Consider the following 15,424-nt stretch of genomic DNA (forward strand, 5'->3'; position numbering starts at 1 on the left):
TTGTGAGCACCGAGGACGAGGACCTGTGGCGGGTGCTCCGCGAGGTCGGCAACATGCCGTACGGCGCGGGGCAGATCGCCGCCATCGAGCAGCTGCTGCGCCGGGTGGACGCCGGCGACGACCGGGAGCTGGCCTTCGTGACCCGGATGCAGGCCACCACCGCGTACGTCTACGGCGGTGAGCCGGCCAAGTCCTTCGTCACCTTCTCGTGGTGCCTGGCCGAGTTCGACCGCGACCCGCAGCCCTACCACCCGCGCTACGCGCACCAGCTCCTCTGGCACGTCAAGTACATGGTCACCGGCCTGCTCCGGTTCCCCGAGGTGCCACTGGACCGCACCTACGCGGTGCTCGACGACATGGAGCGCCGCTACCGGGAAGGCGGCCACAGCCTCCAGGCCGTCCACAAGCACCGGTTCCTGGTGGCGGACCACCTGGGCGACGCCGACGCGGCCGCGCACTGGTACCGGCTCTGGCAGACCACCCCCCGCGACGAGCTGTCCGACTGCGCCGGCTGCGACCCGACGACCCAGGTGCAGTACCTCGCCGACACCGGCCGGCACGCCGAGGCGGTCGCGCTGGCGGAGCCGGTCCTCGCCGGCCGGCTGAGCTGCACCGAGCAGCCGCAGGCCATCCTCACCGCGCTGCTGGTGCCGTACCTGCGCACGGAGCGCGGGGAGGAGGCGCGCGACGCCCACCGGGAGGCGTACCGCCGGCTGCGGGGCAACCTCTCGGACCTGTGGGACATCGGCAACCACGTCGAGTTCTGCACGCTGACCGGGAACGACGCCCGCGCGGTGGAGATCGTCGAGCGGCACCTGGACTGGCTGGACCGGGCTCCCTCGCCGGCCGCCGCCATGCACTTCGCCGCGGCCGGTGCCGCCGCGCTGCGCCGGGCCGGCGAGCTGACCGTCTACCGGCGGGCGGCCGGCGACCGGCCGGCCGGGGAGATCACGGCGTCCGCGCTCGCCGCCGAGCTGACCGCCACCGCGACCGCGCTGGCCGCCCGGTTCGACGCCCGCAACGGCACCTCGTACCAGTCCGAGTGGGTGGCCCGTCGGCTCGCCGCCGAGCCGACGGGTGCGCACCTGCCGCTCTCGGCCAGCCTGCGCCGTCGGCCCGTCCGGACGGCGCCGGCCGGTCCGGCCGGCGCGGCCGACCGCGCCCCGGCACCGGGGGCCGCAGGCGCCGCCAGCGTCCCGGTGCCGGCCGACGCCGGCGCCGACGAGCTGCTCGACTTCGCCGAGGAGCGGCTGCGCCGCCACGACCGCGAGGCGTTCCGGGCCGCGCTGGCCGCCTGGGACGACCGGTTCGACGCCGGGGAACTCCCGGCAGGGACGGCGGCCCACCGGTTGGAGTTGCGCGCCGCCGAGCTGGGCGACGAGGACGCGCCGGCCACGGTCGAGGCCCACCGGGCGGCGATCGCGGCCTACCGGGAGCTGGGTGACGAGGTTCGGGCGCAGGTCGTCGCCGGCCGGCTCGGCGTGCTGCTGGCCATGGCCGACGAGAGCGCGGACGAGGGGCTGGAGCTGGTCCGGGCGTCCGCCGACGTGCTGGACCGGCGGGGCGACGACCGGCAGCGGGCCGCCGGGCTGGACCGGGTCGCGCTGGCGCTCATGCACCGGGAGCGCTGGGCGGAGGCGCTCGACGCCCTCGACCGGGTGCCGGCCGAGGCGGGCGGCGACCCGTGGCTGGCCGCCCGGATCGCACTGCACCGGGCCCACGTGCTCGAACAGCTCGACCGGGAGGCGGACGCCCGGGCCGCCACCCACCGGGCCCGTGACCTCGGCCGGGACCTCGGTCTCGGCGACGTCGTCACCGCCGCCTGCCTGGCGTACGCCCGGACGGCCGACGATCCGGCCGAGGCGGTCGCCGCCTGCGACGAGGCGCTGCGGGTGGCGCCGGCCGAGGCGTGGTTGCCGGTGCGGGTCACCCGGGCCCGGGCGCTGATGGCCGCCGGCCGGGCCGCCGACGCGGTGGACGACTTCGCCGAGGCGGTGACCCTTTGCGTCGAGCGGGGCGCGGAGGGGGACGCCTTCCTGCGCTGGGAGCTGGCGAACGCGTACCGGGTCGCGGGCCGGTTGGGCGAGGCGGCCGAGGTCGCGGAGGAGGCGGTGCTCGGGCTCGACCGGCTCGGCGCCCAGGCCGAGGCGGACCGGTGCCGGCACCTGCTGGCCGGCGTCTACGAGGGGCTGGGCGAGATCGACCCGGCGCTCGCCCTGCTGGAGCAGCTCGCCGAGAACCTGGACGGACCGGACAACCTCCCGCACCGGGCGCAGGTGCTGGAGGAGGCCGGCGGGATCCTCTACGACGCCGACCGGGACGCGCTGGCGGCGGGGCGGTTCGCGGCGGCGGCGACCGCGTACCGGCAGGCCGACCTGCCGCTCGACGAACTCCGGGCCCGCCGCCGGCAGGCGTACGCGGAGTTCTGGTCGGGTGACGAGGCGGCGGCCCTGCGCACCGTCGGGGTGCTGGACGGGTTGGCGGCGGCGCTGGCCGGGCAGCCGGACGAGCCGCCGCCGGTGACGTACGAACTGGCGCTGGCGGCCGAGGTCGGGGCGCGGGTGCTGACCGGCGACGGCCGGGAGGCCGAGGCGTACGACCGGCTGGCCGGGGTGCCCGCCCGGCTCCGGTCGATCGAGGCGTTCGGCGAGGCCGCGCAGGTGGAGGTCTTCACCGGCGAGCTGCTGCTGCGGCTGGACCGGCCGGCCGAGGCGGAGCGGCTGCTGCGCGAGGTGCTCGGCGGCCTGCCGGCCGGATCCCGCCCGGTGCAGCAGGCTGCCTGGCTCCTGGCCCGGGCGCTGGACCTGCTGGATCGCCCGGCCGAGGCCGCCGCCCTGCGGGCCGAGTACGACCTCGACCACGAGCACTGACGGTCGCGCCGTCCGGGCCGGGTTTCCCCAGGTGCCCGGCCCGGACGGAAGCAACCGGTGGGTAACCGAGCCTCCACGACGCCCGCGACTCGGTCTACGCTTGCCCGGTGACGGTCGAGCAGCAGGCACGGGGCAGGGCGAGCGGCACCGCGGGGTCGGGCCGGCGTCGGTCCCGCAAGGACGAGATCCTGGAGATCGCGGTCGGCCTCTTCGCCTCCCGTGGTTACCACGGCGTCTCGATGGACGACATCGGCGCGGCCGCCGGGGTCACCGGTCCGGCGCTCTACCACCACTTCGCCGGCAAGGAGGCGATGCTGGTCGCCGCGCTGATCCCGGTCAGCGAGGAACTGCTCGCCGGCGGTCAGCAACGGTCCGCCGGCCACCCCGACGACCCGCGCGGCGCGCTGGAGTCGCTGATCGACTTCCACGTCGAGTTCGCGCTGGCCAACCCGGCGGTGATCGCCCTGCACCTGCACGAGCTGGACCGTCTCCCCGACGAGCCCCGCCGCCGGATCCGCCGGCTCCAGCGGCTCTACGTCGAACAGTGGGTGACCGTGCTGACCGCCCTGCACCCGGGCATGCCCGACGGCGAGGCGCGGGTACTGGCCCACGCCGCGTTCGGCCTGATGAACTCGACGCCGTTCCTCGGCGGCGAGGTGGACCGGCGCCGCCGGGCCGAGCTGCTGCGCGCCGCCACCCTGGCCGCCCTGCTGGCCCACCTCGAACGGTGATCCCGGGCGTCCCGGGGGCGACTCGTCAGTAACCGGGCGGCCGTGGTTACCTGGCACCCGTCCCGACCCCGGACGCTGGGAGGAAACATGATCGAGTCGCTGCTGGTCGCCAACCGTGGCGAGATCGCCCGCCGGATCATCCGTACCGCCAGGCGGCTCGGCATCCGCGCGATCGCGGTGCACTCGGAGGCCGACGCCGGCCTGCCGTTCGTCACCGAGGCCGACGAGGCGGTGTGCGTGGGTCCGGCGAACCCGGCCCAGAGCTACCGCAACGTCGAGGCCATCCTCGCCGCCGCCAAGTCGACCGGCGCGCAGGCCATCCACCCCGGCTACGGCTTTCTGTCGGAGAACGCCGACTTCGCCCGTACGGTCGAATCGAGCGGGCTGATCTGGGTCGGGCCCGGCGCGGACGCGATCACCGCGATGGGCGACAAGATCAACGCCCGGAACCTGATGGCGGCGGCCGGGGTGCCGGTCGCGCCCGGCACCACCGACCCGGCGGCCGACCTGGACGCGGCCGTGGCCGCGGCGGCGGAGATCGGCTACCCGGTGATGGTCAAGGCCGCGGCCGGCGGCGGCGGCATGGGCATGGGCGTGGCGAACGACGAGGCGGCGCTGCGCACCGAGTACGACAAGGTGCGCGCGTTCGCCGAGCGGATGTTCGGCGACGGCTCGGTGCTGATCGAGCGGTACTTCCCCCGGGTGCGCCACGTCGAGGTGCAGATCCTCGGCCTGGCCGACGGCCGGGTGGTGGCGCTCGGCGAGCGGGAGTGTTCGGTGCAGCGGCGCAACCAGAAGCTGGTCGAGGAGTCGCCGTCCCCGGCGGTCTCGCCCGAGCTGCGTGAGCGCTTCCTGGCCGCCGCCGTGCGGGCCGGCGAGGCGGTCGGCTACCGCAACGCGGGCACGGTGGAGTGCCTGCTGGTCCCGCGTGAGCGGGACACGAAGGGTGACGGCTCCGGCTCCGAAGAATTTTTCTTCCTGGAGATGAACACGCGGCTCCAGGTCGAGCACCCGGTCACCGAGCTGGTCTACGGCGTCGACCTGGTCGAGGAGCAGTTGCGGGTGGCCGCCGGCCTGGCCCCGACCTTCGACCCGGACGCGCTCGCCCCGCGCGGGCACGCCATCGAACTGCGGATCAACGCCGAGGACCCGAAGCGCTTCCTGCCCGGCCCGGGCACGATCACCGCGTGGACGGAGCCGACCGGCGACGGGGTCCGCATCGACTCGGGCTACGTGGCCGGCAACACGGTCACCCCGTTCTACGACAGCCTGATGGCCAAGCTGATCGTCAGCGGGACGGACCGCGCGGAGGCGATCGCCCGCGCCCGCGCCGCGGTGGCCGGCTTCGAGCTGACCGGCCCGAAGTGCAACCTTCCGTTCTTCGCCGAGCTGTTGGAGAACGAGGAGTTCCTCTCGGGCGACTACGACACCGGCATCGTCGGCCGGATGCGCTGACCGGAGCCGGCGCTCGTGGGCGGAGTCAGCCGGCGGGGCGGACGAGGCGCTGCTCGTAGGACCAGATGACCAGGTGTATCCGGTCGCGCAGGCCGAGTTTGGCCAGGACCCGGCTCACGTGGATCTTCACCGTTCCCTCGGAGAGAAACAGCCGGGCGGCGATCTCGGCGTTCGAGGATCCTCGGGCCACCTCGAGCAGCACCTCGCGTTCCCGTGGGGTGAGCACGGCCGTCGGATCCGGTCCACCCGCAGGAGCGGGCAGGTGCGCGGTGACGTGGTCGAGCAGCCGGCGGGTGGTCGACGGCGCGATGACCGCCTCGCCGCGATGCACCGCACGGATGGCGGTCAGCATCTCGTCCGCCGGGGCGTCCTTGATCAGGAATCCGCTCGCACCGGCCCGTAGCGTCGCGAAGGCGTACTCATCGAGATCGAACGTGGTCAGGACGATGACCTTGGGCTGCGGTCCAGGGGCGGCGAGCAGTCGGCGGGTCGCTGTCACGCCGTCGACGCGGGGCATCCGGACGTCCATCAGCACGACGTCTGCCGTGGTGACCGCGAGCAGTTGGAGGGCCTGCGCCCCGTCGGCCGCCTGCCCGACCACGGTCATGTCGTCCTGCGCGTCAATGACCATCGCGCCGCCCGCGCGGACGAGATCCTGGTCGTCGACGAGGAACACCCGGATCGTCATGCGGCTTTCTCCACGTCGTAGGGAAGTCGGGCGGTGACCAGGAAGCCGTCACCGTCGAGTCCGGCCGACAACGACCCCCCGACCGCGGTGATCCGTTCCCGCATTCCGACGAGACCAAGGCCGGTTCCCTGGGAGTCGACGCTTCGGCCGCCCCGGCCGCCCCGGTCGCGGACCGTCACGACCAGGCTGTCCCGGGTCCAGTTGAACCGGACCTCTGCCCGGGCGACCGGCCCGGCGTGCTTGGCGGTATTGGTCAGCGACTCCTGCACCGTGCGGAAGACCGCCAGTTCGGCGCCGGGGCTGACGCGTCGGGCAGAGCCCTCTTCGTGGTGGCTGATCGTCAGCCCGGCGGCCCGCACCCGGTCGAGCAGCTGGGGCAGGTCCCGCAGGCCCGGCTGGGGTTCGCGGGTTTCGCGGGCCCCGTTCTCTCCGCTGTCACCCTGGGCGGGAACGCGGCCAGGCTCCGGGGACCGGAGGATGCCGAGCAGGCCACGCGTGTCCGTCAGGGCGAGGCGACCGACGTTCTCGATGGTTGTTAGAACCTCCGCTGCCCGCTCCGGCTCGGTGCGAACGAGAAACTGTCCACCCTTGGCCTGACTGAGGATGACGGAGAGAGAGTGCGCGATGACGTCGTGCATGTCCCGAGCGATCCGGGTCCGTTCGTCGAGGACCGCTCGGCGGGCGCGCTCTTCCTGTTCGGTCGCGGCCTGCCGGGTGCGTTCCTCAAGTAGCGCGAGGTAGGCGAGCTGGGTGCGGCGGTACAGCCCGAAGCTCCACGCCGCGACGACGGTGGCGAGCAACAGCCCGCAGACCGGGATCGGATTCGGCCGGAGCCCGGCCGCCGTCACGCTGGGGTCCGCGACGAACCGGAGGCCGGCCAGGACGGCCGCGACGGCCGCCACGGCGAGCCCCGGCGCGGCGGCACGCCGGGCTGCGTGGACACCCAGTGAGTAGACGGCGACCGGAAAGACCAGTGCGGAGGGCAGGATCAGGAAGAGCCCGCTCGCGGCGGCCTGCAACGCGAACGCGACGCACACCACACCGTACGAGGCCAGGGGCGCCGTCCGCCGGGCCGCCAGCGCGGCATGCGCGATCAACACCCCCAACCCCAGCGGTGCGGCCCGACCGACCGGCATCGACACGAAGGCCATGTACAGCGACAGCGCGGCGACCGGGGCGCCTGCGGTGATCGCCAGCAGGAGATCGGTTCGGGTGGCTTGCCTCCAGCGCGGCATGTGTCCAGCCTAGGCAGCCGACAGGCGAACGCACCGCTCGCAGCTTGGCTGGGTGCGTCGCTGGTATCCGAGCGTTGCGGCACCGAACGCGAGGCCGAGCAGCAGCCAGGACCCGTACACGAGGGCCACGATCCGCGCGGCGCCGTCGAAGCGTACGGGACCGTCGACCAGGCCGAGTGCCTGCGTGATGGTGCCGAGCCCGGCCAGTGCCCCCATGCTGAGCAGTACGCCCGTCGCCGTCCAGCCCCCTGCGAGCAGCATCCACCGCGGAAACACCCGGCCCCACGACTGCACCAGCGCGAGGCCGAGCACCGCGGCCGCTCCGAAGAGGACCAGTTCGGCGATCGGGAATCCCTCGACCGATTCCGTACCGATCGCCGCACGGGCCACCCGGCCGCCGAGCGCCCAGTACACCTTCAGCGCGGGATACGGCAGGACCAGAAGGCAGGCGGCGTAGCCCGACCAGGAGCCCGGTGGGCGCGTCGTGCCGCGGCCACAGCCGGCGCAAGCGGCAGCGGTGGCCCGTGCGTGGGAAAGGGTGGCGGCGGCCAGGAGGGCCGTGGCCGCGAGCGCGGCGGCCCGGGCCGCGAAGCCGGCCCAGTCAACGACCGGTGGCAGGCCCGGCACACCGAGCACGGCGAGTGTGCGCAGCATGTCGAAGACGATTCCGCCGGCGGACCAGATCAGCAGGATCGTGGCGGACCAGGCGACGACCAGTACCGCCCTCCGGGGCAGCCGGACCGCGCCGGGCCGCTGCATGGCCGACGCGACCGACGCACCCAGCACGGCGCTGATCGCCGAGACCCACCAGGGCGCGAACCCCTTGGTGTAGTCGTCGCCTGCCGGAAGGGCCGACTGCGTGACCGCGGTCGCCAGGGCCGCGATGCAGGCGACAACGGTGGCCGGGACCAGCCAACCGCGCTCCGCCGCGCGGGCCCTCACGGACACCGAACCTGTCGTACCAGTGGACATGAATCCCCCTCGATCATCGACAACAGTCGCCTTCGACGATCGCCCGCGGGCCGGGGGTGCGGCATCTGCCGGCAGGCCAGAACGGATATGCCGCGGGGCATATTGACAGGCCCTCGTGTGCGTTTCCTGCCGGCCCGGCCCGGTCAGGGACCGGCCAGGGCCGTGGTGGGTGGGAGCCGGCTGGCGCGGATCGCCGGGTAGCGGCCCGCGAGGGTACCGACCAGCACCGTCGCGCCCAGGCCGCCGGCCATCGCCCAGGCCGGCACCACCGTGGGCCACTGCCGGCTGTACGCGTACAGCGCGGTGATTCCCGCCCCGAGCAGGGTGCCTCCGATCCCACCGAGGACGGAGAGCAGCAGCGCCTCGGCGAGGAACTGGACGCGGATCTGGCCCCGGGTGGCGCCCAGTGCCCGCCGTGGCTCCACCTCCGCCCGGCGTTGCCGGACGGAGATCATCGTCCTCGTCGCGCATCCCGCTCCCGTCACCCGATAGGTGCTCAGCGGGAGGCCGACCGGTTGCACGGGTGGCCGAAGTATTTCCGACGGCCGTCGGCGACGACGGTAGACCGACGATCGGGGCGGTTCCCGGGCGCGTGCGGTGAGCCACCTCGCGGGGGGCGGTATGCGGGTGGGACGCTGGAAGGACCCACGCACCACGTCACAGTGAGGTGACCCCTTATGACGGAACTGCCAGGCTTCGTGTCGATCCGGGAGGTCGGGCCGCGCGACGGGCTCCAGAACGAGGACCCGATCCCGACCGACGCCAAGGTGCGGCTGCTCGACGCCCTCTCGGGCACGGGCATGCGGCGGATCGAGGCGGTCTCGTTCGTGCACCCGAAGGCGATCCCGCAGATGGCCGACGCCGACGAGGTGTGGCAGCGGGCCGCGAAGGCCGACGGGGTGCGCTACTCCGCGCTGGTGCCGAACACCCGGGGCGCGCAGCGCGCCCTCGCCGCCGGGTTCACCGAGATCGAGGTGGTGGTCTCGGCCAGCGACACGCACAACCGGCGCAACGTCAACCGCTCCACGGAGGAGTCGCTGGACGACATCGCCGAGCTGATCGACCTGCTGCACGGCGCCGGCGCCCAGGCGGAGGTGATCATCGCGACCAGCTTCGGCTGCCCGTACGAGGGGGACACCGACCCGGCCAGGGTGGCCGCCATCGTGGACCGGGTGGTTCGCGACGGCGCCGACCGCGTGGCGTTCGGCGACACCACCGGCATGGGTACGCCCCGCCGCGTCCGGGAGTTGCTGACCGCCGTACGCGACCGCAACGCCCATATTCCCGTGCTGCTGCACTTCCACAACACCCGGGGCACCGCGCTGGCGAACGTGCTCACCGCGCTGGAGCTGGGCGTGACCGAGTTCGACGCGAGCGTCGGCGGCCTCGGCGGCTGCCCGTACGCGCCGGGCGCCAGCGGCAACCTGGCCACCGAGGAGGCGGTGCACATGCTGCACGACATGGGCATCGACACCGGCATCGACCTGGCCGCCCTGATCGAGGTGGCGGAGTTGGCCGAGCGCCTGGTCGGCCGTCAGCTCCCCTCCGGCGTCCTCCGCGCCGGCCCCCGCACCCGCCTGTCCCCCCACCCCGCCTGACCCCCACCCCTCCTCCCCCACCCTCACCCCGCCTGGCGAAAGTCACAAATGCCGCAGAAACGGGGCCGGAAGTGCAAGATCGCGGCGCGAGGGGCCGGGGTGGGGGTTGAGGGGTGTCGGGGGCGGGCAGATGCGCTAGCCTAACGATCGTTCAGGTCGGTTCGGTTGCCCACGAGGCGGCGGGCCACGGTGGCGGCGGTAGGGGGTCGGCGTGACGCTCGACGGTGAGGCTCTGGAGCAGCTGCGCAAGCGGGCCCGGGCCGGCGGTGCGGACAAGTACCACGCGGCGAACGCCGCCAAGGGCAAGCTCTTCGCCCGGGAGCGGGTCGCCCTCCTGGTGGACGAGGGCTCGTTCGTCGAGGACGGCCTCTACGCCAACGCGATGGCCGAGGGCCTGCCGGCCGACGGCGTGGTCACCGGCACCGCCACCATCGACGGCCGCCAGGTCTGCCTCATGGCGAACGACTCCACGGTCAAGGCCGGCAGCTGGGGCGCCCGGACCGTCGAGAAGATCATCCGGATCATCGAGCGGGCCTACTCCACCGGCGTGCCGATGGTCTACCTGGTCGACTCGGCCGGTGCCCGGATCACCGACCAGGTCGAGCTGTTCCCCGGCCGGCGCGGCGCCGGGAAGATCTTCTGGAACCAGGTCCGCGCCTCCGGCTCGATCCCGCAGGTCTGCGCGCTGTTCGGGCCGAGCGCGGCCGGCGGTGCGTACATTCCGGCGTTCTGCGACGTGGTCGCGATGGTCGACGGCAACGCCAGCATGTACCTCGGCTCCGACCGGATGGTCGAGATGGTCACCGGGGAGAAGACCACCCTGGAGGCGATGGGCGGGGCCAAGGTGCACTGCGCCGAGTCGGGCGTCGGGCACTTCCTCTGCAAGACCGAGGCCGACGCGCTCGACGTGGTGAAGCGCTACCTGTCCTACCTCCCGGCCAACTGGACGCAGGCGCCGCCGGTCGCCGAGGCCGTGCCCGCGCCGGAGAAGGCCGACCTCGCCGCGCTGGTGCCGGCGAGCGAGCGGCAGGCGTTCGACATGCGGCGGTACGTCAAGGGCCTGCTCGACGACGGTTCCTTCTTCGAGATCCAGGCGCTCTGGGCCAAGGAGCTGACCATCGGCTTCGGCCGGCTGAACGGCGAGGTCGTCGGCGTGGTGGGCAACAACTCCATGTTCAAGGGCGGGGTGCTCTTCGTCGACTCGGCCGACAAGGCGACCCGGTTCGTGCAGCTCTGCGACGCGTTCAACGTGCCGCTGCTCTTTCTCTCCGACGTGCCCGGGTTCATGGTCGGCAGCGCGGTGGAGAAGCAGGGCATCATCCGGCACGGCGCCAAGATGATCACCGCGATCTCGGAGGCGACCGTGCCGAAGATCTGCGTGGTGGTCCGCAAGGCGTACGGCGCCGGCCTCTACGCGATGGCCGGGCCGGGCTTCGAGCCGGACGCCACGATCGCGCTGCCCACCGCCAAGATCGCGGTGATGGGCGCCGAGGCGGCGGTCAACGCGGTCTACGCCAACAAGATCGCCGCGATCGCCGACGAGGCCGAGCGGGCCGCCTTCGTCGCCGCGAAGCGCGAGGAGTACGAGCGCGACATCGACGTCGTCCGGCTCGCCAGCGAACTGGTGGTGGACGCGATCGTCGAGCCGCACGAGCTGCGCGCCGAGCTGGTCCGGCGGTTCGCCGCCGCCCGCACCAAGGAGCGGCACTTCTCCCGGCGCCGGCACGGCGTCACCCCGGTCTGATCCCGCCGCCGGCCCCACCCGGCCGGCGCGGGCCCGACCCGCACCAGCGACCCGTCCCGGCGTCACGAGCGCCCGGCGGCCCGTCACACAGGAGGAATCCATGGACTTCCGGCTCACCGAGGAGCAAGAGGCGCTGCGGGAGAGCGTGCGGGAATTCGCGCGCGAGGTGGTGGCCCCGGTCATCGCGGAGCACTACGAGAAGCACACCTTCCCGTACGAGGTGATCCGGCAGATGGGCAAGATGGGCCTGTTCGGGCTGCCCTTCGGCGAGGAGCACGGCGGCATGGGCGGCGACTACTTCGCGCTCTGCCTCGCCCTGGAGGAGCTGGCCCGGGTCGACTCCAGCGTGGCGATCACCCTGGAGGCGGCGGTGTCGCTGGGCGCGATGCCGATCTACCGCTTCGGCACGGAGGAGCAGAAGGCGCAGTGGCTGCCGAAGCTGCTCAGCGGCGAGGCACTGGCCGGCTTCGGCCTCACGGAGCCCGGCTTCGGCTCGGACGCGGGCGGCACGCAGACCCGCGCGGTGCTCGACGAGTCCACGGGCGAGTGGGTGATCAACGGCTCGAAGGCGTTCATCACCAACTCGGGCACCGACATCACCGCCCTGGTCACCGTCACCGCGGTCACCGGCATCCGCCCGGACGGCGCCAAGGAACTGTCCACCATCATCGTGCCGGCCAGCACCCCGGGCTTCAGCGTCGCGCCGGGCTACTCCAAGGTCGGCTGGACCGCCTCGGACACCCACGAGCTGACCTTCGACGACTGCCGGGTGCCGGCGGCCAACCTGCTCGGCGAGCGTGGCCGGGGCTTCGCCCAGTTCCTGCGCATCCTCGACGAGGGCCGGATCGCCATCGCCGCCCTGGCCGTGGGCCTCGCCCAGGGCTGCGTCGACGAGTCGATCAGGTACGCGAAGGAGCGCGAGGCGTTCGGCCAGCCGATCGGCAACTACCAGGCGATCCAGTTCAAGATCGCCGACATGGAGATGAAGGCGCACACGGCCCGGCTGGCCTACTACGACGCCGCCGCCCGGATGCTCGCCGGCGAGCCGTTCAAGCGGCAGGCCGCCATCGCCAAGTTGCACGCCAGCACCGTCGCCGTCGACAACGCCCGGGAGGCGACCCAGATCCACGGCGGCTACGGCTTCATGAACGAGTACCCGGTGGCGCGCTTCTGGCGTGACTCCAAGATCCTGGAGATCGGCGAGGGTACGTCCGAGGTGCAGCGCATGATCATTGCGCGCGACCTGGGCATGTGACGTCGCCGGGTCCGGCGGCGTCGGGCAGTCGACCCCCGCCGCCGGACCCGGCCCCCGCGCTTCCGGCGACCGGCCCACGGCGGGCCCCGGCCCCGCGCCCCCGTCGACCGGCCCACGGCCGGGCCCGCTGTCGGATATCCGCACCGCGGCGTCGGCAGGGCGACGCTCGGCTGCCGCCGGTCGCACCCCGTCCGTACTCTTCCTGCCCATGACTCCGGTTCATGATCGTTCGCGGCATCCGGGCGGTCGTACCGGCTTCCCGGAGCTGTTGCGCGGGCACCGGCTCGCCGCCGGCCTCACCCAGGCCGAGCTGGCGGCCCGAGCCGGCGTCGGTGTCCGCACCGTCCGTGACCTGGAGCGGGGCCGGTCGTCCCGGCCGCAGCGCACCACCGTCGAGCTGCTCGCCGGCGCGCTGGAGCTGACCGGTGCCGCCCGGTCGGCGTTCCTCGCCGCCGCCCGGGGGCAGGCGCCGGCCGCGCCGCCGGTCGCCCTGGTCGGCGCGCCGCCAGCTCGCCTCGACGCCGACCACCACGTCGGTACGCCGGTCGCGCTCCCGCTCCCGGTCGCGCTGATCGGCCGGGACACCGACCTCGCCGAGCTGGTCGGGCTGCTCACCGACGGGCGCGGTCCCCGGCTGGTGAGCCTGGTCGGGCTGGCCGGCGTCGGCAAGACCGCGCTCGCCCTGTCGGTGGCCCACGCGGTCGTCGACCAATACCCCGGCGGGGCGGCCGGCGTGCTCATCGGCGAGGGCTCCGACGCCGCCGACGTGCTCGCCGCCTCCGTGGCCGTCTTCGGGGTCGGCCGGATGCCCGAGCTGGCCGCCCGACTCGACGGCCGGCCGGCGCTGCTGCTCGTGGACGCGGCCGAGCGGGCGCCCGATGCCGTCGCCGAGACGGTGCACCGGCTCGCCGGCGCGGTGCCGTCGCTGCGGGTGCTGGTCACCGGCCGACACCCGGTGGGCCTGCCCGGGGAGCGGGTGTGGCCGGTCTCCCCGCTCGACGTACCCCCGCCGGGGAGCGAGCGGGCCGGCCCGTCGGCGCTGGCCGACTACCCGGCGGTGGCGCTGTTCACCGCCCGGCTCGCCCAGGTGCGCCGGGAGCCGCCCGGCCCGACCGAGCTGCCCGCCCTGGCCGCGCTGGTACGCCGCCTCGGTGGCCTGCCGCTGGCCATCGAGCTGATGGCGGCCCGGGGCCGGATCCTCGACCTCAACGAACTGCTCGACCGGTACGGGGACCGCGTCCTCGACCTGGCCACCTCGTCGGGGGCGGCCGAGCGTCCGGGCTGGGACACGGCGGAGCCGAGCCACCCGGAGGGGCCCCGGGCGGCGGTGGCCGAGACGCTGCGGGACGCGGTGGCCACCAGCTACCGCCTCCTCGCCCCCGCCGAGCGGGCCGCGTTGCGCCGGCTCGCCGCCTTCGGCAACCGCTGGTCGGTCGAGCTGGCCGAGGAGATGCTCGCCGACGACGTCGACCGGGACGGCACGGTCGCGGTGGACCCGGTCCCGCTGCTGGACCGGTTCCTGGAACTCGGCCTGCTGAGCGTCCGGGGCACCGGGCCGTTCCGGTTCCGCCTGCTCGACGCCGTACGGGACTTCGCCGCCGAGCAGGCCACCGGCGCCGGCGAGCTGACCGCGATCCGGCGCCGGCACGCCCGGGTCGTCGCCCGCCTGGTGGCCCGGACCGCGCCGGAGCTGGCGGGTGCCGACCTGCCGGCCGCGGTGCACCCGCTGGACGAGGTGAGCGGCGACATCAGCTCCGCCCTGGCCCACGCCGCCGTCGACGACCCGTTGACGGCACTGCGGTTGGCGGCGGCGCTGTCCCGGTGGTGGCGCTTCCGGGGGCGGGACGTCCCCGGCCGGCAGTGGCTGCGCCGGCTGCTGGCGGACCCGCGCACCGCCGACGCCGACCCGGTGCTGCGGGCCTGGGCGTCGCTGGGGGTGGCCCGGCTCGCCGCCGAGCACGGCGCCGGGGCCGAGGAGGTGCCGGCGGCGCTGGCGGCGCTGGCCGCGTTCCGGGACGCCGGCGACGTCACCGGGGAGGTGGAGGCGGGGGCCGTGCTCTGCGCGCTGCTGGTCGCCCTCGGCCGGCACGACGAGGCGCGGGAGCAGGCCGAGGCGGTGCTCGCGCTGGCCGGCCGGGGCGGCCGGGTCCGGGACATGGCGGTGGCGCAGAACAACCTCGCCTGGCACGACATCCGGGTCGGCGACCTCGCGGCAGCCCGCCGCCGGCTGGCTGCGGTCGACCGGCTGGCCGCGGAGTGCGGGGAGCAGCGGCTGCGGGTGCTCGCGCGGGCCAACCTCGCCGAGGTGTCCCGCCTGGAGGGCCGGTACGCCGACGCCGTCGACCAGGGCCGGCGGGTGCTGGAGGCGCTGGCCGACCTCGGCGACCCCGGCGACCCCGGCCACCGTCGCCGGGTGCTCGGCACCGTGGGCCTGGCGCTGGCCCGGGACGGGCGCCCCACCGAGGCGGCCGAGGTGCTGGCCGAGCTACGCCCGACCGCGACCCCGGTGCCGCCGTCGCCGCGTCTCGGGGAGGACGGGTGGCCCGGGGGTGCCCGCTGGGCACCGGTGCGCGGGACCCGCCCCGAGGACGGGATCTGCGCGTTGATCGAGGGGAACCTGGCCCTGCGCCGGGGCGACCGCGATCTGGCGGCGGAGTGGTTCGCCGCCGCCGCGGAGGCCGGCGCCGAGGGCCAGAACCGGCGCGACGTGGTGGAGGCGTTGGTGGGACTGGCCGCGAGCACGGCGGACCCCACCGTGCTGGACCGCCTGGACCGGGCCTGCCGACGCAGCGGCATCCGACTGCTGCCGCAGGAGGAGGAACTGCTCTACGCGCTGACGGCGGGCCGGCGCGGCGGCGGCCCCGCGACCACGTAGA

Annotated in this window: 10 protein-coding genes and 1 pseudogene; 7 read left to right on the forward strand and 4 right to left on the reverse strand. The window is 74.5% G+C overall.

Annotation, left to right across the window (positions count from 1 at the left end; translation table 11 throughout):
* Positions 1–2 precede the first annotated feature (2 nt).
* From ACGF5G_RS06795 to ACGF5G_RS06805, 3 genes are all read left to right on the forward strand, one after another.
* On the forward strand, positions 3–2,870 hold the full coding sequence (locus ACGF5G_RS06795) for a hypothetical protein (RefSeq protein WP_393259604.1): 2,868 nt from the start codon (positions 3–5) through the stop codon (positions 2,868–2,870).
* Positions 2,871–2,977: 107 nt separating this feature from the next.
* Positions 2,978–3,601: a TetR/AcrR family transcriptional regulator gene (locus tag ACGF5G_RS06800; RefSeq protein WP_393259606.1), complete on the forward strand. Its 624-nt coding sequence runs from the start codon at positions 2,978–2,980 to the stop codon at positions 3,599–3,601.
* 87 nt (positions 3,602–3,688) lie between these two features.
* Positions 3,689–5,056: an acetyl/propionyl/methylcrotonyl-CoA carboxylase subunit alpha gene (locus tag ACGF5G_RS06805; protein ID WP_393259607.1), complete on the forward strand. Its 1,368-nt coding sequence runs from the start codon at positions 3,689–3,691 to the stop codon at positions 5,054–5,056.
* 25 nt (positions 5,057–5,081) lie between these two features.
* On the opposite strand, the gene ACGF5G_RS06810 is transcribed toward ACGF5G_RS06805, so the two are convergent.
* The 4 genes from ACGF5G_RS06810 to ACGF5G_RS06825 form a co-directional block, all read right to left on the reverse strand.
* The gene (locus ACGF5G_RS06810) at positions 5,082–5,744 is read right to left on the reverse strand and encodes a response regulator (protein WP_393259609.1); all 663 of its coding nucleotides are present in this window, start codon (positions 5,742–5,744) and stop codon (positions 5,082–5,084) included.
* Positions 5,741–6,979 (reverse strand): sensor histidine kinase, encoded by a 1,239-nt coding sequence (locus ACGF5G_RS06815; protein WP_393259611.1) that lies wholly within the window; start codon positions 6,977–6,979, stop codon positions 5,741–5,743. Before ACGF5G_RS06815 ends, ACGF5G_RS06810 begins: the two co-directional genes overlap by 4 nt.
* 9 nt (positions 6,980–6,988) lie before the next feature.
* Positions 6,989–7,927, reverse strand: a complete 939-nt coding sequence (locus ACGF5G_RS06820) for a hypothetical protein (RefSeq protein ID WP_393259612.1) — start codon at positions 7,925–7,927, stop codon at positions 6,989–6,991.
* 167 nt (positions 7,928–8,094) lie between these two features.
* Positions 8,095–8,607 (reverse strand): ABC transporter permease, encoded by a 513-nt coding sequence (locus tag ACGF5G_RS06825; RefSeq protein WP_393259614.1) that lies wholly within the window; start codon positions 8,605–8,607, stop codon positions 8,095–8,097.
* Between the two features lie 21 nt (positions 8,608–8,628).
* On the opposite strand from ACGF5G_RS06825, the gene ACGF5G_RS06830 reads away from it, so the two are divergent.
* The 4 genes and pseudogenes from ACGF5G_RS06830 to ACGF5G_RS06845 form a co-directional block, all read left to right on the forward strand.
* Entirely contained in the window at positions 8,629–9,549 is a 921-nt protein-coding gene (locus ACGF5G_RS06830; protein WP_393259615.1) for a hydroxymethylglutaryl-CoA lyase, read from the forward strand.
* A gap of 211 nt (positions 9,550–9,760) precedes the next feature.
* Positions 9,761–11,293: an acyl-CoA carboxylase subunit beta gene (locus tag ACGF5G_RS06835; RefSeq protein WP_393259616.1), complete on the forward strand. Its 1,533-nt coding sequence runs from the start codon at positions 9,761–9,763 to the stop codon at positions 11,291–11,293.
* A gap of 100 nt (positions 11,294–11,393) precedes the next feature.
* Positions 11,394–12,548, forward strand: coding sequence for an acyl-CoA dehydrogenase family protein (locus tag ACGF5G_RS06840; protein ID WP_393259618.1), 1,155 nt, complete (start codon positions 11,394–11,396; stop codon positions 12,546–12,548).
* Positions 12,549–12,756: 208 nt separating this feature from the next.
* Positions 12,757–15,049: pseudogene (locus ACGF5G_RS06845) on the forward strand (ATP-binding protein); the annotation flags it as partial.
* Positions 15,050–15,424: the final 375 nt, after the last annotated feature.

It is taken from the genome of Micromonospora sp. NPDC047730, assembly GCF_043204765.1.
Classification (GTDB): domain Bacteria; phylum Actinomycetota; class Actinomycetes; order Mycobacteriales; family Micromonosporaceae; genus Micromonospora.

What these genes read in the sequence shown, in the direction of transcription:
- ACGF5G_RS06840 (WP_393259618.1), top strand. Translation starts at nt 11,394, where the DNA reads ATGGACTTCCGGCTCACCGAGGAGCAAGAGGCGCTGCGGGAGAGCGTG.
- ACGF5G_RS06810 (WP_393259609.1), bottom strand. Translation starts at nt 5,744, where the DNA reads ATGACGATCCGGGTGTTCCTCGTCGACGACCAGGATCTCGTCCGCGCG.
- ACGF5G_RS06805 (WP_393259607.1), top strand. Translation starts at nt 3,689, where the DNA reads ATGATCGAGTCGCTGCTGGTCGCCAACCGTGGCGAGATCGCCCGCCGG.
- ACGF5G_RS06830 (WP_393259615.1), top strand. Translation starts at nt 8,629, where the DNA reads ATGACGGAACTGCCAGGCTTCGTGTCGATCCGGGAGGTCGGGCCGCGC.
- ACGF5G_RS06815 (WP_393259611.1), bottom strand. Translation starts at nt 6,979, where the DNA reads ATGCCGCGCTGGAGGCAAGCCACCCGAACCGATCTCCTGCTGGCGATC.